Annotated in this window: 24 protein-coding genes, 1 tRNA gene and 1 other RNA gene; 14 read left to right on the forward strand and 12 right to left on the reverse strand. The window is 61.7% G+C overall.

The window, feature by feature from the left end; genetic code table 11:
• Positions 1–53 precede the first annotated feature (53 nt).
• Positions 54–410: a transfer-messenger RNA gene (gene ssrA, locus BLW80_RS15075) on the reverse strand.
• A gap of 31 nt (positions 411–441) precedes the next feature.
• Positions 442–792: a hypothetical protein gene (locus tag BLW80_RS15080; protein WP_093758584.1), complete on the reverse strand. Its 351-nt coding sequence runs from the start codon at positions 790–792 to the stop codon at positions 442–444.
• Positions 793–959: 167 nt separating this feature from the next.
• Between BLW80_RS15080 and BLW80_RS15085 the strand changes: the two genes are divergently transcribed.
• Positions 960–1,049: transfer RNA gene (locus tag BLW80_RS15085), tRNA-Ser, on the forward strand.
• 27 nt (positions 1,050–1,076) lie between these two features.
• A complete protein-coding gene (locus tag BLW80_RS15090) occupies positions 1,077–1,319 on the forward strand; it encodes a hypothetical protein (RefSeq protein ID WP_093758585.1) in 243 nt (80 codons plus the stop codon).
• A 13-nt stretch (positions 1,320–1,332) separates the two neighbouring features.
• Here BLW80_RS15090 and BLW80_RS15095 read toward each other — a convergent pair whose 3' ends face one another.
• Positions 1,333–1,923: a hypothetical protein gene (locus BLW80_RS15095; RefSeq protein WP_093758586.1), complete on the reverse strand. Its 591-nt coding sequence runs from the start codon at positions 1,921–1,923 to the stop codon at positions 1,333–1,335.
• A 691-nt stretch (positions 1,924–2,614) separates the two neighbouring features.
• Here BLW80_RS15095 and BLW80_RS15100 point away from each other — a divergent pair.
• A complete protein-coding gene (locus BLW80_RS15100; protein ID WP_068731748.1) occupies positions 2,615–2,869 on the forward strand; it encodes a hypothetical protein in 255 nt (84 codons plus the stop codon).
• 167 nt (positions 2,870–3,036) lie between these two features.
• A complete protein-coding gene (locus BLW80_RS15105; protein ID WP_093758587.1) occupies positions 3,037–3,840 on the forward strand; it encodes an outer membrane protein in 804 nt (267 codons plus the stop codon).
• Positions 3,841–3,911: 71 nt separating this feature from the next.
• On the opposite strand, the gene BLW80_RS15110 is transcribed toward BLW80_RS15105, so the two are convergent.
• Positions 3,912–4,136 carry a hypothetical protein gene (locus BLW80_RS15110; protein ID WP_068731744.1) on the reverse strand — a complete coding sequence of 75 codons (225 nt, stop codon included), beginning with the start codon at positions 4,134–4,136 and terminating at the stop codon, positions 3,912–3,914.
• Between the two features lie 201 nt (positions 4,137–4,337).
• Between BLW80_RS15110 and BLW80_RS15115 the strand changes: the two genes are divergently transcribed.
• Entirely contained in the window at positions 4,338–4,526 is a 189-nt protein-coding gene (locus tag BLW80_RS15115; protein ID WP_092142869.1) for a hypothetical protein, read from the forward strand.
• Between the two features lie 8 nt (positions 4,527–4,534).
• Here the strand turns inward: BLW80_RS15115 and BLW80_RS15120 are convergent, their stop codons facing one another.
• A complete protein-coding gene (locus BLW80_RS15120; protein ID WP_093758589.1) occupies positions 4,535–4,765 on the reverse strand; it encodes a hypothetical protein in 231 nt (76 codons plus the stop codon).
• 287 nt (positions 4,766–5,052) lie between these two features.
• On the opposite strand from BLW80_RS15120, the gene BLW80_RS15125 reads away from it, so the two are divergent.
• Positions 5,053–5,928 carry a LysR family transcriptional regulator gene (locus tag BLW80_RS15125; protein WP_093758590.1) on the forward strand — a complete coding sequence of 292 codons (876 nt, stop codon included), beginning with the start codon at positions 5,053–5,055 and terminating at the stop codon, positions 5,926–5,928.
• A gap of 42 nt (positions 5,929–5,970) precedes the next feature.
• Here the strand turns inward: BLW80_RS15125 and BLW80_RS15130 are convergent, their stop codons facing one another.
• The 4 genes from BLW80_RS15130 to BLW80_RS15145 form a co-directional block, all read right to left on the reverse strand.
• Complete coding sequence (locus BLW80_RS15130) at positions 5,971–6,279, reverse strand: DUF930 domain-containing protein (RefSeq protein WP_093759105.1); 309 nt, start codon at positions 6,277–6,279, stop codon at positions 5,971–5,973.
• 203 nt (positions 6,280–6,482) lie between these two features.
• Positions 6,483–6,740: a hypothetical protein gene (locus BLW80_RS15135; protein WP_089264353.1), complete on the reverse strand. Its 258-nt coding sequence runs from the start codon at positions 6,738–6,740 to the stop codon at positions 6,483–6,485.
• 83 nt (positions 6,741–6,823) lie between these two features.
• Positions 6,824–7,045 carry a hypothetical protein gene (locus BLW80_RS15140; protein ID WP_089264703.1) on the reverse strand — a complete coding sequence of 74 codons (222 nt, stop codon included), beginning with the start codon at positions 7,043–7,045 and terminating at the stop codon, positions 6,824–6,826.
• 65 nt (positions 7,046–7,110) lie between these two features.
• Positions 7,111–7,794, reverse strand: coding sequence for a Spy/CpxP family protein refolding chaperone (locus tag BLW80_RS15145; RefSeq protein WP_086937017.1), 684 nt, complete (start codon positions 7,792–7,794; stop codon positions 7,111–7,113).
• Between the two features lie 202 nt (positions 7,795–7,996).
• On the opposite strand from BLW80_RS15145, the gene BLW80_RS15150 reads away from it, so the two are divergent.
• From BLW80_RS15150 to BLW80_RS15170, 5 genes are all read left to right on the forward strand, one after another.
• Complete coding sequence (locus tag BLW80_RS15150; RefSeq protein ID WP_093758591.1) at positions 7,997–8,986, forward strand: hydroxyacid dehydrogenase; 990 nt, start codon at positions 7,997–7,999, stop codon at positions 8,984–8,986.
• Positions 8,987–9,056: 70 nt separating this feature from the next.
• Positions 9,057–10,481 carry an amidase gene (locus tag BLW80_RS15155; protein WP_093758592.1) on the forward strand — a complete coding sequence of 475 codons (1,425 nt, stop codon included), beginning with the start codon at positions 9,057–9,059 and terminating at the stop codon, positions 10,479–10,481.
• A gap of 92 nt (positions 10,482–10,573) precedes the next feature.
• Entirely contained in the window at positions 10,574–11,059 is a 486-nt protein-coding gene (locus tag BLW80_RS15160) for a hypothetical protein (protein ID WP_093758593.1), read from the forward strand.
• A 217-nt stretch (positions 11,060–11,276) separates the two neighbouring features.
• A complete protein-coding gene (locus BLW80_RS15165) occupies positions 11,277–12,035 on the forward strand; it encodes a DUF2147 domain-containing protein (protein ID WP_093758594.1) in 759 nt (252 codons plus the stop codon).
• Between the two features lie 109 nt (positions 12,036–12,144).
• Entirely contained in the window at positions 12,145–12,939 is a 795-nt protein-coding gene (locus tag BLW80_RS15170; RefSeq protein WP_093758595.1) for a transporter substrate-binding domain-containing protein, read from the forward strand.
• A gap of 54 nt (positions 12,940–12,993) precedes the next feature.
• Here the strand turns inward: BLW80_RS15170 and BLW80_RS15175 are convergent, their stop codons facing one another.
• Entirely contained in the window at positions 12,994–14,007 is a 1,014-nt protein-coding gene (locus BLW80_RS15175; RefSeq protein WP_093758596.1) for a 1-aminocyclopropane-1-carboxylate deaminase, read from the reverse strand.
• Between the two features lie 156 nt (positions 14,008–14,163).
• On the opposite strand from BLW80_RS15175, the gene BLW80_RS15180 reads away from it, so the two are divergent.
• Entirely contained in the window at positions 14,164–14,628 is a 465-nt protein-coding gene (locus BLW80_RS15180; protein WP_089264361.1) for an Lrp/AsnC family transcriptional regulator, read from the forward strand.
• 39 nt (positions 14,629–14,667) lie between these two features.
• Here the strand turns inward: BLW80_RS15180 and BLW80_RS15185 are convergent, their stop codons facing one another.
• Positions 14,668–15,072, reverse strand: coding sequence for a (R)-mandelonitrile lyase (locus BLW80_RS15185; protein ID WP_089264362.1), 405 nt, complete (start codon positions 15,070–15,072; stop codon positions 14,668–14,670).
• Between the two features lie 138 nt (positions 15,073–15,210).
• Positions 15,211–15,909 (reverse strand): ribonuclease activity regulator RraA, encoded by a 699-nt coding sequence (locus tag BLW80_RS15190; protein ID WP_089264363.1) that lies wholly within the window; start codon positions 15,907–15,909, stop codon positions 15,211–15,213.
• A 252-nt stretch (positions 15,910–16,161) separates the two neighbouring features.
• On the opposite strand from BLW80_RS15190, the gene pxpB reads away from it, so the two are divergent.
• Both pxpB and BLW80_RS15200 read left to right on the forward strand, forming a co-directional pair.
• On the forward strand, positions 16,162–16,893 hold the full coding sequence (gene pxpB, locus BLW80_RS15195) for a 5-oxoprolinase subunit PxpB (RefSeq protein ID WP_093758597.1): 732 nt from the start codon (positions 16,162–16,164) through the stop codon (positions 16,891–16,893).
• Positions 16,890–17,936 carry a 5-oxoprolinase subunit C family protein gene (locus BLW80_RS15200; RefSeq protein WP_093758598.1) on the forward strand — a complete coding sequence of 349 codons (1,047 nt, stop codon included), beginning with the start codon at positions 16,890–16,892 and terminating at the stop codon, positions 17,934–17,936. Before pxpB ends, BLW80_RS15200 begins: the two co-directional genes overlap by 4 nt.
• Positions 17,937–17,946 lie beyond the last annotated feature (10 nt).

Here is a 17,946-nt window from a genome sequence, read left to right on the forward strand (position 1 = left end):
CAAACTGGAAGCACTCGGCAAATTAAAAGCCGCGCCAACCCGAAGGTTGACGCGGCCATGGCCGTTCTGTTGCAAGGTGGACCTACCCCGAACGGTTACGCCGCGAGGCGCACTTCGTTCATGCGAACGTTATCGTTTGCATTTAGGTTTTGACCCGATAACGGCGGTATCATGCCGAGCACAATTCACAACTTCTTCGCGGCCATCGATCCTGTTTCGCCCCCGCCTGAGCAGCCCGTGCATTTCACCGTCCGGCGAAATCGACCTCACCTGGATGAGATCGCGAGCTAGCTGCTGAGGTGGAGGCGCCGGGTACTGCCCCCGGGTCTGCCCGCAGTCCATTGAGAGGTTCAGCGCCATCGTCTTGCGACGAACCAGATATAGGCGCGATCTCAGGCGAAATCTAGGCTCGGTCCGCCCTGCATTCCGGGCGGAATGCCGCTAGCCCTTCTTGGCGGAACTCTTTTTGGTGGCGGTCTTTTTGGCGGCGCCCTTGGCCGCTTCCGCCTTGGCCGGCTTTTCTTTAGGTGCCTTGGTCTTTGCAGGTTTGGCTTCGGCAACCGGAGCTTCGACCGGCAGCACTTCCGCAGCCTGAGGCCCTGAACCCTGCGTCTCGACCGCCGGAACCTCGACAGCCGCCTTCGCGGCAGCCACCTTCTTCGCCGCAGGCGCAGGCTTGCTCTCCGCGGGCGCGGCGGCCTTGCCGGCCTCCTTGATCAGCCGCTGCGCGGCTTCGAATTTGGCCTCGCGCATCGCACGCAAGGCGTCGGCGCGCGGTGTCGGGTTTGCCATGTTGCTCTCCGTCCTCAGAATCGTCAGGCTTTGCTTAGCACGCCCGGCGCCCGGCACCGACCGGCCCAAGGGAATCCCCGTGCCGATGATTTCAGCCCCGGACAGCCGCCCCGGCGCAATCCTCTCTTTCCCTCGGCAGGCCGCTTTGCTAAGCGCTGTCCCACGACGGAAAGGTGGCCGAGTGGTTTAAGGCAGCGGTCTTGAAAACCGCCGTGCCTGCAAGGGTACCGTGGGTTCGAATCCCACCCTTTCCGCCACCGCCGCATCATCCTCTGTCGGACGACATGATCGATCAATCCGAGCCAACGACGCCCGCTGAAACACTCGGCGCTCTCAAGCCGCCGCGCTGCGCGATGTGCCGGGCGCGGATGGCGTTGCTGCGAAGCGAGCCGGATCCCGGCGGCGGCGACAAGTGCACCTTCACCTGCCCGAAATGCGAATTCGTGAAGACCAAGGTCATCGGCGGGCCGCCCGATCTCAGCCGCCACAGGCCGCCCAAAAAAACACGACGGCCCCAGACACGTTAGGCCGCCTGAGGGATTACCGCGGCGGCTGTGTTGCTGCCGGGAGCGGAGCGCCGCCGACCGAGATGGCACCGGCGGGACGATCGGCTGGACGCTTGCGCGGCGCCGTGGGTGCCGGGCGCGCGGCCACTGGCGCAGCCGGAGCTGCGGCCATGGGCGCTGGCGCCGCAGCGGCTGGAGCCGGCGGGGAGAGAACGCCCCTGCCCTGCAGCGTATCGATCTTGGCGGTTAGTCCAACGACCTGGGTCGTGAGGCCCTGGATCTGATCGGACAAGCGCTTCAACTCCGTCTGCTGCGCCGTCAGCAATTCGGTAGCAGCCTGGATCGAGCTTCCGGTCTGCTGCTGGAACGCCGCGAAATCAGTCGCGCTGACGCCGCCCTCCGCCGCGCTGGCCAACACCGGGGCGCTATCTCTGGGACCAGTGCTTCCTGTCACTGCCTGTGCCATGTCGGTCAGTGCGTCGTGGTAGTTCAGCCAGAGATATCCACCGCCGCCAGCGAGGATCAACAGCACGGCGACAACTCCGAACGGGCCGAACGACCTGCGCTTGCGCAGCGGCACAGGGGGCGGCCCGACATTGATCTCGTTATTGAACGTATCGGCCACTGGAGATCCTCACTTGCGACGTCCGATCCTGCGGCTCGGGGAGCGAGACAACCGGCGCGATTCCTTGAAGCGTATGTAAGCAAAAAATCCACTGAGGTGAACTGCTGCGACTCGGTCATCCCCCATGTCGCCTCATCATGCCCGCGTTGATACGCCTTCAGCGCCCGTTAACCCTGCGCCGGGCTGGCATCGCCTCGCCGGCGCCGCATTGTCATCGCCGTTGCGCCGCGATCGCTCCTCGCAACCGCGTAAAATGTTGCAACGACGCATCACTACAGCTCCGAATGAAAAGCCGACCGCGAATCTCTTTGACTGTGCGGCCCCCCGTGCCGTCTGTAGTTCGCGGGGGAATAAGGACCACCACGATGATTGAGACCGTCACTGCACTCTTCGGATTTCTCAGCGCCGGCATTCTGGCCGCTCACGCCTATGACGGTTACCGCGCCCGCTTCTAAGCACGCGACGATTTCGCGACACCGCCGCTCAGCCATCTCGCAACTCAGCTAGTCGGTGCGCCTGCAGCCACTGCGCTGCCCTGATCGAGAGACACGGCTTCGATGAAAGCTGTCTCCGACGAAACAAGACTGAAACACGATTCTCCAGAACCGCTTTGAACGCGCCCGACGAGGGCAGCGACTGATGGGCAGGGACACAGCAAAGCGCTCGCGCGCCCACCCAATGGAGAAGATCTATGTTTCGCAAAGTAACCCTCGGACTGATCGCTGCAGCCTCGCTCGGTGCGGCCGCCCTCGCCCCCAGCGCTGCATCGGCCCATAGCTGGCATGTCGGTGGCTGGCACGGTGGATGGGGTGGCTACGGTCACCACGCCTTCTATGGCGGGCCCACCTTCTATGTCGGCGGCCTGACCGACGGCTGCCTGCAGCGCCGCGTGGTGGAAACCCGCCGTGGGCCGCGCGTCCGGACCGTCAACGTCTGCGCCTACTGATCGCATCACGTTACGGAAAGCCCGGCCGCCCAACGGCCGGGCTTTTTGCTGCCGTACTCAGGTATTGTTCTGCTTCTGTTGCCCCCCGGTGACAGCCAAGGTCAGCGTTTCCAGCTAAAGCTTGTGTCGAATTCGCTCAATATCTTCAGAGCGATGGAAGGTCCTGGATGCGAACGCTTTGGCTGGCCGCGATCATCGCAGCGTCGGGCGCGGTGAATGCCGCTGCTGCCGACCTGCAGCCGCGCGTCTGGACCAAGACGCCCGCGACGACCGAAGCAGGCTATAGCTGGGGCGGCTGGTATGTCGGCGGCAACGCCGGCGGTTCCTGGGGCCAGAGCAACGTCTCCAACGCTTTCGTCAATGGCGCCGCGCCGATCGCAAACCAGCAGGCAATTGCGGCTGCCTCGCCGCGGCTCAATCCCGATGGCTTCACCGGCGGCGGTCAGGTCGGCTACAATCATCAGGTGGACCGCTGGTTGTTTGGCGTCGAGGCCGACGCGAACTATTTCGGCCTGAAGCAGTCGCGCGGTTTCACTGCGCCTTTCCCGGCCGGCGGTTCGTTCACCACCACAAACTCCGTCACGAGTGATTGGCTGGTCACGCTGCGCCCGCGCGTTGGTTACACGGTCGATCGTACGCTTTTCTACGCAACCGGCGGCCTCGCGCTCACCGAGTTGAATTTCGCCTCCTCGCTAACCGACACGACTGGCCAGAACGAAACCGCGTCACTGTCAAAGACCGTGGCAGGTTGGACCATCGGCGCCGGTATCGAACACGCGTTCACCAAAAACTGGTCGGCGAAGGTCGAATATCTCCATACCGATTTCGGCAAGCAATCGGTCTCGGCTCCGACCTTCACCGGACCAGGCGCTGCAACCGGTATCATTGCCCACGATATCGACCTGAAGACCAATACGGTACGCGGCGGACTGAACTATCATTTCGGTGGCCCGTCGGTCGCGCGCTACTGATCGCTGCAGAACACATCCAAACAAAAAGCCCTCGCTAGCGAGGGCTTTTTGTTTGGATGTGCGCGCGCCGATCAACCGGTCATCGCCAGAACGCGGCTTTCGACCGGATACGGCTCCACGGTGATCGTCCAGCGCAGTGGCCAGCAGGTCAGATCGGGACGAACGGCGTGAACATAGCCGTTGACGAAAACGCTGTCGGCATCGTCGCTGAATCGCTCGTCGATCAACTCGCCATGAAGATGCGCCATCCGGCAGCGGCGCATCTGCGCGTATTTCGTCGTTTCGTATTTGGCCAAATCGGGCCTCCCCAACGTCGCAATGTCCCCATCGGGAACTCTGGGCGACTCGCGGTTAACAAAGCCTCAAGCGGATCCGCGACGGTATCGGGCTGGAGTGCGCGTATCAAAAATGCGCAAAGCCCCCGACTTTCGTCGATTCGATTCACGGCTGCTTCAAGAATGCAGAACAGTGTGGCGCCAATATTATTGGAGCGTCCCATGTTCATGATCGCGAGCATTCTGACGGTCGCTGCCGGTGTGTTTTACGCAGCGAGTATCAACAACAGCAGATGGGCGATGCAGGTGTGCCACTACGGCGACATATTCTGCATGAACCCGTCATGGCTTGTCATTGCCGCCGTCCTATCCATCATCTGGGCATTCTTTTTGCGCGTCGACCGACTGTAGTCGTTCGATCAGCAGACGACCTGGTCCGCAACGAGTTCAGCGGGCTTGAGGTGTTGCCGGCGCGGCGCCAAACGCAGCGATTTCGACGTGGCACAATGTGGACAGCCAAAGGTGCGAATTTCACCGCCCTCGTCGTCCGTCTCGATCTTGATCAGATAAACTTGGGTCCTGCAGCCCGAACATTTCAGATGTTCGGTGCGAATGTTATCGTTCAGATGAACTCTGCGGGTGCCGGACATCTGCAGTCTCCGAAAACCGATGACAGCCTGCCCAGACTATCGCGTTTTCACGCGTGCCGAGCGCCGAAGCAGACAACCTGTAATTGCTTAAAAGAAAATCTACGCCCTTAAGGAATCGGCGCCGTATTGAGCTACCTTGTTCCGGCAGGATTATCCAGATTGCGGGTTCCACGCGATACGTCTTTTCACGCAGTTTAGAGTACATCTAAATTCTTCGATTGCGGTTCATCGTCACACAACTATAGATATTGATGGATCGATCTGCTCGACGACCCTGGAATGTCGCAATGCACAAGCGATATCAGCCGCTCAATATCCCCATCGAGATCGTTCGCACTGTGGTGGCGATCGCGGAAACCGGCAGCCTGACCAAGGCCGCCGAACGGCTGGGCCTGAGCCAACCCGCTGTCAGTTCCCAGATCAAGCGCATTCAGACCATGGTGGGAGGCAACCTCTTCACCAAAACGGTCAACGGCACGACGGCTACCCAGCTCGGCAAGCTGGTGCTGCATCAGGCCAGACGGATTCTGGAAGCCAACGACCAGATGTTGCGGATTGGCGGCGTGGCCAATCTTCCGCAGCCGATCCGGTTTGGATTGAGCACCCTGTTCGTCCAGGATTTCTTCAGCCATCAGACCTCCCAAAGCCTGGCCGATCTGGTCATTCACACTGACAACTCGGTGGGCATCACCAAAGGCCTGATCGACGGCTATATCGATATCGCCTACATTCTCGAAAATCCGGAAATGAGCAGCGAGATATCGCACCTGATCGTCAACGAAGCCGATGAGGAGTTCGTGTGGGTGCGCGCAAAGGACTTCGTCCTCAGTCCGGGCGCACCGATCCCGATTCTGACCTGGCCGGGCGACGATCTGATGATCCGGACGCTGACGCGCCACGGCCTGTCTTACAAGATCGTATTCAACAGTCCCGATTATCACGCCAAGTTGGCGGCTGTGGAAAGCGGCATCGGCTTCACCGCGATTCCGAAGCGGATGATCCCGCCTGCACTTGTCTGGGCGCAGGAATATTATCTGCCACACCTGCCGCCCGTCAAAGCGTTGCTGTGCGCGCGTTCGAACCTGGAAACAATGCAGAGCACGGAATTGCTCAACGCGATCTCGTCACGCTTTTTCAAATCGCCGGCCATGGTGAACCTGTAGCTCAGCCATGATCGTGAGCCCGGCCGCAATCCTTATCAGCAGTCAGCGTGGCACGAGATAGTGTTCGTCCCATTCGCTACGCGGCACCTCGGTGCCAAGCTGATAGGCAAAGGATTTGACGTCGAGCCCGTCAGGAGTGGTCTCGCAGACGTAGGACAGCTTGTACCACTTGCCCCCGCTGCGGATGGCACCGCCCGGCGCTTTGATCTGGTTGCCTCGAATGACCGGATCGGCAAACGCGTAGGCAACGAACTCGTCCGGTTTGTATCCCTTGTGCTCGCGGCCCACGGAGCCCATCGCACGCGCATCGCAACGCTGCTCCAGACGGGTTTCCGGCGACAGTTTGAGCATCTGATCGGTCCGGGACGACGCTGCATGTAGGGGAGACTGCGCAGCGATGCAGGCAAGAGCCAAGATCGCGAATGCCATTTTTCTCATCGACTTAGGCCAATTACCTTATGTGAATTAGGAGGATTCTTCGGCGCGAACCTATCATGTTCGCACGTGCAAAAAACCCCGCTCGTGTTACCGGCGGGGTTTCAAATTTGGGATCGTCAGCCGATCCGTTTGAACGTCAGCAGTTGATGAAATTCCGAGGGCGAGAACCGGCGGCCGCCGAGACCAGAGATACTGACCCGCCACCCCGCATCATTGAGCGTCCGGGCCTGCGCGACGGCAACGTCCGGAATGATCCGGTGCGTCACCATGCTCTGATCATTGCGCGTCGCGTGGATGGTGAAGATATCGCCCCGCCGTGAAGCCGCAGGGATATCGGCTGCTTCAAGATCACTGTCAGAGAACACGGTCGCCAACGCCAGCCTCCATCATCAGTCAAAGCCCGATGTGATTGTGCAGCGCACGTGGTTAACTAATTATTACAACAGCGCACGCGCCGTCAGGATTTGAAGACGCCCGTGATCTTGTTCCAGAGCGATGAGCCGTCGTCGTTATCGTGTTTCGACCGGTCAGGCTGCGTCACACTCACAGGATCCGAAGCCGGGAAACTGTCCTTCAGGCCGGTCTTGAGTTCCTCAGACGTTTTGCGATCAGCACGCGCTGCCTCCTTCACGCCAACAGCGTATTTATCGTGGGGTGCGGGATCGAATTTCTCGGCCATGATCGTCTCCTTCATCTGATGAAGGAAAAACGTCCCCGTGGCCAAGAGGTTCCTCTCTGCGGCGATTAGTCGAGACCGCGCTCGCGGCTGAGGCCAACCATCTCCTGAATGAACAGCGCCTTCTGCTTGTCATCCAGCGTAGCGAATAGCGGCTCCGCGGCATCGGCAACGGCGCGCTGATCGACGGCCCGGTCGTTGAGGAACTGAGCCTCGTTGCGCATCTGCTCGATGATGTCATCCGGCGGATCGCGCTTGGCGCGGGCGATACGCAGTTTCAGGCGCTCCGCGCCGTTATTGCCGAGCGTATGCATGGCGTTGCTAAAACCAGCCCAGTTCTTTTCCTGCTCCGGCGTCAGGTTGAGCGACGTCTTGATACGGCTAGTGTTGGCGTCGCTACTCGCGACGATCTGCTCGGCGGTCAGTTCCGGCTCCGCCGCGGGTTGAGCGCCCTTCTTGCCCTTCTTGGCCGCCTTGGTTTGTTTGGCACTCGACTGCCCGCCCACGGGACCGCGAACATTGCTGTTCGAAGGCACACCCAGGACGCCGCCGACAACGCCCACGACGCCGCCGATCGCACCACCCAAAACGCCGCCAATCGGCCCGGCCGCACGATTGCCGTCTCTTGCACCCTGCTGCACGCCCTGTACCAGCCCCTGCGCATGGACCGCTGCGGAATTTCCGAGCAGCAGAACGGCGGCGACGCACAGCACATGGCGCAGTGGTCGATGCGTGCGCTTGGGCAAATTCATTCTGGTCATCATCGTCTCCTCACCGCAATTTCGCGGCGCAGCAAATCACTTGTGATCATCAGCAACCATAGTGGCTTCAACACGGCCAAGTCCACACACCACGTCTCCGCCAATGGTAGACCTCATCGAGCCAAGCCTGTAGATAACGCCCGCGCGGCCATTGGCAGGTGCGCAACAACGTAGAATGCTTCAAGGGGTGGAAATGGCGACCAACAAAAAGAAACTTCTGATCACCGAGTCGATGTCGACCCAGGGAATGGACCTGTTCAATGCACGCGATGACATCGAAGTGGTCAAGTTCAGCAATCTGATTTCCGCTGCCGACTACATCAAGCTGATTGAGCAACACGCACCGGTGCACGGCACCGCGCTCGGCGCCACGCGGTTCGGCGAGTCCGAACTCGAAGCCTGCAAGGACATGAAGGTGGTGGCGCGCATCGGCGTCGGCTACGACGCGGTCGATGTGCCGGCGCTGTCCAAGCGCAAGGTGCCGCTGATGATCGCTGGCACCGCCAACTCACCCTCGGTTGCGGAACAGGCGCTGTTCATGATGCTGACGCTCGCCAAGCGCGCAGTCGAACTGCACGCCATGGTCAAGGAAGGCAAATGGGCGTCGCGCTTCGGAGCGCTGCCATTCGACCTGTTCGGCAAGACTGTGCTGGTGGTCGGCTTTGGCCGCATTGGCACCCGCACCGCCAAGCGCTGCCAGGCGATGGAAATGAACGTGCTGATCTATGACCCCTATGTCTCGGCCGATACAATCAAGGCTGCCGGCTGCGAGCCTGTCAGCGATCTCGACGCGGCCCTGCCCCGTGCCGACTTTGTCAGCCTGCATTGCCCGAAGACTCCGGAGACGACCGGCCTGTTCAACGCTGCGCGGATCGCCCGCATGAAGCCGTCGGCCTATCTCATTAACACCGCGCGTGGCGGCATCATCGTCGAAGCCGCGCTGCATGACGCGCTGGTCTCGGGCAAGCTCGCCGGCGCTGGCCTCGACGTGTTCGAGGCGGAACCGCCGCCGCTCGGTCATGCGCTGTTCGAACTGCCGAACGTGATCATCGCGCCGCATGTCGCCGGCGTGACGCGTGAAGCGCTCGACCGCATGGGCGCGCAAACCGCTCGCAACATGCTCAGCGTGCTCGACGGCGAGCCGATCAAGCAAAATGCCGTCAACGCGGACGTGTTCGGCTGAACCGTCGATTGCTGGCGCGGATGATTGATCCGCGCTAGCACGTCCGCAGTCCTCACCAGAGTACCCCGCGATGGCATTCAAGGAATACGGCGATCACGACGCGCTCGGCCTTGCCGGGCTGGTGCGCAGCAAGCAGGTCAGCCCGCGCGAACTGCTCGATGAGGCGGTGGCGCGCACCGAGCGCGTCAATCCCCGGATCAACGCTGTCGTGGTGCGCCATGAGGACTATGCGCGGCGCCAGATCGACGAGGGGTTGCCCGACGGGCCGTTCACCGGCGTGCCATTCCTGCTGAAGGATCTCGAACTCCTCGACGGCACGCGCACGACCTTCGGGGCCAGCCTCTACAAGGACTTCGTCGCCGATCACACCGGCACCCTCGCCCAGCGTTTCCTCAAGGCCGGCCTGACGATATTCGGCAAGAGCGCGAGCCCCGAATTCGGGCTGATGCCGACGACCGAATGCCGGCTGCACGGGCCGACGCGCAATCCGTGGAATACCGATCATGCATCGGGCGGCTCATCCGGGGGCGCAGCCGCTGCCGTGGCTGCACGGATCCTGCCGGTCGCCCATGCCAGCGATGGCGGCGGTTCGATCCGTATTCCAGCCTCGGCCTGCGGCGTGTTCGGTCTGAAGCCGACCCGCGCTCGCAATCCGACGGGTCCTGACAAGGCCGAAGGCTGGGGCGGCTTTTCCTGCGGCCACGTCGTCAGCATCAGCGTACGCGACAGCGCCGCGATGCTCGATGCTGTTCACGGGCCTGAACTGACCAGCCCCTATATGGCGCCCGCACCGGAACGTCCCTTCCTCGATGAAGTCAGCCGTGGTCCCGGCAGGCTGCGCATCTTCTTCACCGACAAGTCGCCCTATGGCGATGCAATCGATCCCGAAGTCGCCGCCGCCGTCCGCGATGTCGCCAGGTTACTCGAAGCACAGGGGCATCATGTCGAAGAACGCGCGCCGGCGTTGCCGCTGGACCCTGCACAAGTGATTGCGGCGATCGTGTCGGCCAATACGGCGGTTACCGTGCAGTTCGCGGAGAAGAAGTTCGGCCGCCCGATGACCTCGGATGATTTCGAGAAACTCACACTCGGCAGCGCACACAATGGCCGCAAGGCAAGCGCAGTCGACTACGTGACAGCACTGCAGAACGCATTCCAGATCTCCCGCAGTGTCACCGAATTCTTTACCGGCTGCGACATCTTCCTGTCGCCGACGCTCTGCACGCCGCCGATCAGGATCGGCGAGATCGATACGATGTCGGACGATCTCAGCCATGTCGCGCCTTTGCTGCGCCGCTACATGCCAGGCACCAGTATGGCCAATATGACCGGCCAGCCGTCCATGTCGGTGCCCCTGGCCTGGAGCAGTAAAGGCCTGCCGATCGGTATGATGTTCACGGCGCATTTCGGCGACGAGGCCATGCTGTTCCGTCTGGCCGGGCAACTCGAGCAGATCCGGCCCTGGAAAGACAGGCGTCCGCCGATCTCTGCCTAAAAACAGCCACAGCGATTACCAAAATGAAACCACAGCCGATTAGATTATCGGCGGTATGTGGACGTTGCGTAATTACGGGGAGGCGCATTTCAATGACCCAGAACGATCCGACCGATCACGCCCTCGCGGCCATTGCGAGCATTCTCGACCGCAAGGAAGCGGAATCGCAGGTGGCCGAACACGGCGACACCGAGCCCGCTTCGATTACCGTCGTCACTGAAACCGTGGTCACCGAGACTGTATCCGTCATGGTCGCCGCCGAACCCGAAGCGCCGCTCGTCGAACACGAGTCGCCCTCCACGGTTCCAGAGGCCCTCGAGGTCGATGGCTACTCTCGTCTCGGCCCCGGTCCGCTCGATGCCATCCGCTTTCGCTGGACCGCACGCCGCGACGACGATGGCCAGTATTTCGTCGATGAAACCATCGGCAGTTCACGGCCGATTTCGTCAGGCCCGATGCCGCGAGACGAAATCATCGATTTCATCGATGGGCGCGAGCGCGCCGCCCGCGATCGTTTCGAGACGCTGAAGAGCCAGATGACCGTGGGCAGCAGCGCCTCGCGTTACAGCGACTACTGACGAAAGCCAGGCTTCAGGCGACGCCGCCGTCCAGCGGCGGCGTTGGGGCCTATCACGCTGCCTCAAACGGAAGATGTCCGGCGCAGGATTGAACCACTTCTTCAGTCGGCGCCACACACCAAAGCAATTGCAATTCCCCCTGAGTGACGCGGATCAAGCGTTCGGGCGCATCCGCGGCTCGGTTCAGGGTCAGGATTTCAACCGCTTTGGAGGACACATGAAGCCGCTCTTCGCCCTCGCCGCCATCCTGCTGACCAGCACCGCCGCTCAGGCCGGCGACAGCTACTCGTTCGACATCGGTGGCCGCACCATTACCATCGAAGCGCCAAGCGACTGCAACTCGACGGACTGCATCTCGGTGTCCATTCCCGGCGTCTACGAATATGGCACCAAGCGCAGCAAGCGCGAGCGTGACCGCGAGACGCGCGAGCAGGCCCCCAACACTCCGCGATCCGAACAGACGGCCAAGCCTGTGGAGACGCAGAAGCCTGTCGTCGCCCCAAAGGAGGCGGCAACTCCGGCGACACCTGTCACGCCATCCGTCGCGGTGGCCCCGCAGCCTGCCCCGGCTCCCGCGCCTGCCGAGAAATCTGCGCCCTCTACGGTCATCGCCAACGCACCGCCCACAGATCCAGTCAACAAGCAGGATGCGCCCGCACCGGTTACGCCCGCCGCCGCGGCAACGCCGCTCGGCATCTGGATGACCGAGAAGAAGGAAGGCAAGGTTCGCATCGAACAATGCGGCGCCAATCTGTGCGGCTATTCGATGAATGCCAAGACCGAGGCCAATGGGGAGAAGGTGCTGATCAACATGAAGCCCGGCAACAACAAATGGGCGGGAAAGATCTTCGATCCGAACAGCGGCAGCACTTATGATTCGACTATCGCGCTCAAAGATAGTGACACGCTGCGCGTCCAGGGCTGTGCCTTCGGCGGCATGTTCTGCGGCGGCCAGACCTGGACGCGGGTGAACTGATCCCAGCGACGCTGCTCATCGATTGAAAGGTCCAACATCCCCTGTAAGCTGATCGTAACGCGGTGCGCCCCTGAACGGTGCGCTTCGCGATACAAACGGGGGAGACGTCATGATCCGGATCACCGCCGCCTGGCTTGCGGCCTGCCTGCTGCTTGCCGCGCCCTTGCATGCACAGACGCCAGTTGCTGCGCCCTCACCGTCCCGCCTCGACGATATCATCGCCCGGGGGACGCTGCGTGTTGGATTGACCGGCGACTACATGCCGTTCAGCGCGTTCGATCCGACTACGACATCGTTCAAGGGCTTCGACGTGGAGATGGCGGAGGCGCTCGGAAAGGCGCTCGACGTCAAGGTCGACTATGTGAAGACCAGCTGGCCAAAACTGTCGGCGGACTTTGCGGCAGACCGGTTCGACATGGTGATGGGCGGCGTGTCGATCACCCTCGACCGGCAGAAGAAGGGTGTGTTCTCGATCCCGATCATGCGCGAGGGCAAGACGCCGATCGCGCGCTGCGCCGATGCAGGGAAATTCGGCACCCTCGCTGAGATCGATCGGCCAGGTATCAAGGTGATCGTGAATCCGGGCGGCACCAATGAGCGCTTTGCACGGGCGCATATCAAATCAGCCGAGATCACCGTCTTCAACGACAATACCCGTATCTTCGACGAGATCGCACTGGGCCGTGCCGACCTGATGATGACCGATGCGTCAGAGACCCGCTATCAGCAGAAGCTGCATCACGGTGTGCTGTGCGCCGTGCATCCCGACACGCCGTTCGATTTTGCCGAGAAGGCCTATTGGCTCCAGCGCGATGTGGCGCTGAAGGCCTTCGTCGATCAGTGGCTGCACATCATGCAGGAAGACGGCAGTTTCCGCGCGACCGTCAACCGCTGGTTCGAGTGACCGGAGGCAATCGGCGCGCCGGCTGCAAAGCCGGCGCACGCGATGTGACAGCCTCTATCCATTACGGAACGCGTAGCCATATCCATTCAGCGCCGGCGCGCCGCCGAGATGTGCATAGAGCACCTTGGATCCTTCAGGGAAGTAACCCTTCTGCACGAGGTCGATCATCCCCTGCATCGATTTTCCTTCATAGACAGGGTCGGTGATCATGCCCTCCAGACGCGCGCAGAGACGGATGGCGTCCTTAGTCTCTTCCGATGGCACGCCATAGACGGGATAGGCGTAGTCCTCGATCAGCACCACATCATCCGCGACGAGGTCTTTGCCTAATTTGACCAGCTTGGCGGTGTTCTGCGCAATCTCAAGTACCTGCGCCTTGGTCTGGACCGGCGTGAAAGATGCGTCGATACCAATGACCCTGCGCTGGCGGTCGTCCTTGGCGAAGCCCACCAACATGCCGGCATGGGTCGAGCCGGTCACGGTGCAGACGACAATGTAGTCGAACGCGAAGCCGAGTTCCTTCTCCTGCGCCCGGACTTCTTCGGCAAAGCCGACATAGCCGAGCCCACCGAATTTGTGCACGGAGGCACCAGCCGGAATGGCGTAGGGTTTGCCGCCCTTAGCCTTCACATCCTCGATCGCCTCTTCCCAGCTATGGCGGATGCCGATGTCAAAGCCTTCGTCAACGAGCTGCACATCCGCGCCCATGATCCGGCTGAGCATGATATTGCCGACACGGTCGTAGACGGCGTCCTCATGCGGCACCCAGCTCTCCTGCACCAGCCGGCACTTCATACCGATCTTGGCTGCAACGGCCGCGACCATGCGCGTGTGATTGGACTGTACGCCGCCGATCGATACCAGCGTATCGGCGTTCGACGCGATGGCATCGGGGATGATGTATTCGAGCTTGCGCAGCTTGTTGCCGCCATAGGCTAGCCCGGAATTGCAGTCCTCGCGCTTGGCGTAGAGTTCGACCTTGCCGCCGAGATGGGCCGAGAGCTTCTCCAGCTTCTCGATATAGGTGGGTCCAAAGGTGAGCGGATAGCGTTCGAAGCCTTCGAGCATGTGACACCTGTTGTCGTGAAAACTGGCGCTACAGCTAGCATGTTCGGTGCGGAAGGTGCTTTCAAAGATATGGCTGTGATCTGCTATATATCGTATCATACCAATCAAAACTGGAAGTAAGACGCATTAAGTTCCAAAAATTCGGAAGATTCTTTCATGGCAGAAAATCTGGATAAAATCGGACTTCGCATGCTGCATTTGCTGCAGAAAGACGGGCGTTTGAGCAATGCCGATCTGGCGGCGAAGGTGAATGTCAGTCCCGCCACCTGTCATCGCCGCACGCAGCAGCTGTTTGACGAAGGCTATATCAGGAACACACGTGCCATCATTGCGCCCGAGAAGGTCAACCGCGGCGCGCTGGTCATGGTCGGAGTCGTGCTCGATCGCTCGACGCCGGAAAGCTTTGCAGTGTTTGAAAAGGCGGTGGCCAAACTGAAATTCGTTCTCGATTGCCACCTGGTCGCCGGCGACTTCGACTATTTCCTAAAAATCCGCGTCGGCGACATGGCCGATTTCAATCGTATCCACGGCACGCAGCTCATCGCACTGCCCGGCGTCCGTCAGACCCGGACCTTTTTCGTCATGAAAGAGGTGGTGGACAATGCGCCGCTAGACTTTTGAACCCAGCGTCGTCCTCGTACCCGGCAATGCCTAGCCGTGCTAGCCGACCGGCTTCGCATATTGTTCGTCGCTGACCTTTTCCATCCAATCCGCGGTCTTGCCGTCGAGCGCTTCCTGCATGGCGATATGGGTCATGCCAGTGGTCGGCGCCGCGCCGTGCCAGTGTTTCTCGCCCGGTGGAATCCAGACGGTGTCGCCCGGCTTGATCTCGACGACCGGCTCGCCCTCGGTCTGAAAGCGCCCAACGCCCGCGATGACATAGAGCGTCTGCCCGAACGGATGGGTGTGCCAGGCGGTGCGTGCGCCGGGCTCAAAGCTGACGCGGAATGTCACCAGCCGCGCCGGCGCTTCGGCGACAATGACCGGGTCCTGCCAGACCGTGCCCGTGAAGTATTCCTCTGGCGCCCTTTTGGTCGGGCGCGAACCTGCGGGGAAAAGCTTCATGGCACGGTCTCCAATCTCTGGCCCTCATGGTGAGGAGGCGCGCAGCGCCGTCTCGAACCATGAGGGATGAACACTCCCTCGCCCTTCGAGACGCGGCCAAGCGGCCGCTCCTCAGGATGAGGGTATTGAGTTGGTTGATTACTTCTTCGACGCGGCGTAGCGCGCCTTGGTCTCGGCATTCATCGGATACAGGCCGGGCAGCGTGGCGCCGTTGTTCACCTCGTTGACGATCCAGGCTTCCATGCGCTCCTGCTCGGCGCCTTCGGCGAGGATGAGATCGAGGAAGGCCTTCGGGATCACGACAGCGCCGTCCTGGTCGGCGACGATGACGTCGTCCGGGAAGATGGCAACGCCGCCGCAGCCGATCGGTTCACCCCAGCCGACAAAGGTCAGGCCGGCAACCGACGGCGGAGCAGCATAGCCGTCGCACCAGACCGGCAGATTGGTGCCGAGCACGCCCTCGATGTCACGCACCACGCCGTCGGTGATCAGCGCAGCGACGCCGCGCTTCTGCATGCGGGCGCAGAGGATGTCGCCGAAGATGCCGGCGTCGGTGATGCCCATGGCGTCGACCACGGCGATGCAGCCTTCCGGCATGGCTTCGATGGCGGTGCGGGTCGAGATCGGCGACGACCACGATTCCGGGGTCGCGAGATCCTCGCGCGCCGGCACAAAACGCAGCGTAAAGGCCGGACCGACGAGACGGGGCTGACCGGGGCGCAGCGGCTTGGCGCCGCGCAGCCAGACATTGCGCAGGCCCTTCTTCAGGAGAACGGTGGTGATGGTCGCGGTGGTGACCTTCGACAGGGTGGCAATGGCTTCGGGTGTCAGGGACATACGCAGGGCTCTTCAGGTCAGAGGGTGCAGGACGTTGGACTTACGGCGGCGCATCTTGCGGTGGAATGCCAGCGCGTCAAGGGCTGCTGCTTCAAAGCGCCATGCAATGTGATGAAACCTCTGCGATCAGTACGGCTTATCGCCAACATGCGTATTAATTTATTGAAGATGCACGGCTATTTTCAGATTGCGAATTCCACTCGCTGGTAAAACGCGCTATGCATGATTGTCCAATACTGACGTTGTGAGGCCATGGTCGCAGCTCTCTCCCCGCCCCGCATCCTCCCCAGTGGCGATGCTGCCATCACCGTCGAATTCAGCCGCACCATCGACGAGGAAGCCAACCGCCGGGTGCTGGCGCTCGACAAACTCGTCGCGTCGGCCGGCCTTGCTGCCGTCACCGAAACGGTCCCGACCTATCGTTCGCTGCTGGTGCATTACGATCCCTTGCAGATCGGCTTCGACGCTTTGGGCGAGAAGCTGACCGAACTGGCACTGCAGCCGCTACCCGAGGCCAAGGCGGCCCGGCGCTGGCGCATCCCGGTCGCCTATGGCGGCGAAAACGGCATCGATCTCGAAGACGTCGCGAAGGCGCTCAACATAACGCCGGACGAAGTGGTCGCGCGCCATGTGGGCGGAGACTACAAAGTGGCGATGATCGGCTTCACGCCGGGCTGGTCCTATTTGAGCGGGCTGCCGGGTTCGATGCAGATGTCACGCCGGCAGAATCCCCGGCTGCTGACGCCGCCCGGAACGATCTCCATCGGTGGCATCCAGACCGGCGTGCAATGCCTTGCCGGCCCCAGCGGTTGGCATCTGCTCGGACGGACCGCCGTGCGCACCTATCAGCTCGGCCGCGATCCCATCTTCCTGCTTGAACCCGGCGACGCCATCACCTTCGCCGCTGTCGACGAGAAGACATTTGCCGAGCAGGACCGCGCGGCCGAAGCCGGTGCATTCGTCGCGGAGCTGATCGCGTCATGAGCAAGCTCATCGTCACATCAGTCAGTCCCGGCACATCCGTGCAGGATGTCGGCCGCTTCGGCGCACAGCGCTATGGCCTGGTGCCATCGGGCGCCGTCGATCGACTGGCGATGGCCGCCGCCAATGCCCTGCTCGGCAACACGCTGTTCGCCGCCACCATTGAACTCGGCCCGCTCAATTCAGTCTTCACCGCCAAAGGCGGCGCCGTGCGTGTGTCGCTGACCGGCGCGACACGGCCGGCCGATATCGCGGGCACCCCCTTCAACGTCAATACATCCGTCACGCTGGCTGATGGCGAGAGCCTCAATCTCGGCGTCGCCCGCGCCGGCACCTTCGGCTATCTCGCCATCGAAGGCGGCGTGCGCGGCGAACCGATGTTCGGCAGTCTCGCCGTGAATGCCCGCGCCGGTCTCGGCAGTCCCTATCCGCGCCCGCTGCAAGCCGGTGACGAATTGCTGGTGGCGGCTGCAAGCAGCGCCAACGAGAAGCGCATCGATTTGCCTGCGCCGGCCGAAGGTCCAATCCGCGTGGTGCTTGGACCGCAAGATGACGAATTCGGTGACGCCAAGGACCTGTTCCTCAGCAGCGAGTGGAAGATCTCCGCGACCAGCGATCGCATGGGCTATCGCCTTGAAGGCCCCGTCATCAAACATCTGCACGGGCACAACATCGTTTCCGACGGCACAGTCAATGGCAGCATCCAGGTCCCCGGCAACGGCCAGCCCATCGTGCTGATGCCCGACCGTGGCACATCAGGCGGCTATCCGAAAATCGCGACCGTGATCTCGACGGATCTCGGCCGGTTCGGCCAGACCCAGCCGGGCCGCGCTTTCCGCTTTAAAGCCATCTCCATGGCCGAAGCGCAGGCGGAATACCGCGCCTTCGCAGAATTGCTGCAGAGCCTGCCCGGTCGTGTCCATGATTCCAACATCCTGATGTTGGACATCAAGGCGCTGCTGTCGGCCAATGTCGCTGGCACCGCAGTCAGCGCGATCGACGTCGAGACGTGGCAGGCGCCGCAGCCGGCAGACGCGCAAGACTGATTTCGAATCC

Origin of the sequence: Tardiphaga sp. OK245 (genome assembly GCF_900108575.1) — a bacterium.
GTDB lineage: Bacteria > Pseudomonadota > Alphaproteobacteria > Rhizobiales > Xanthobacteraceae > Tardiphaga > Tardiphaga robiniae.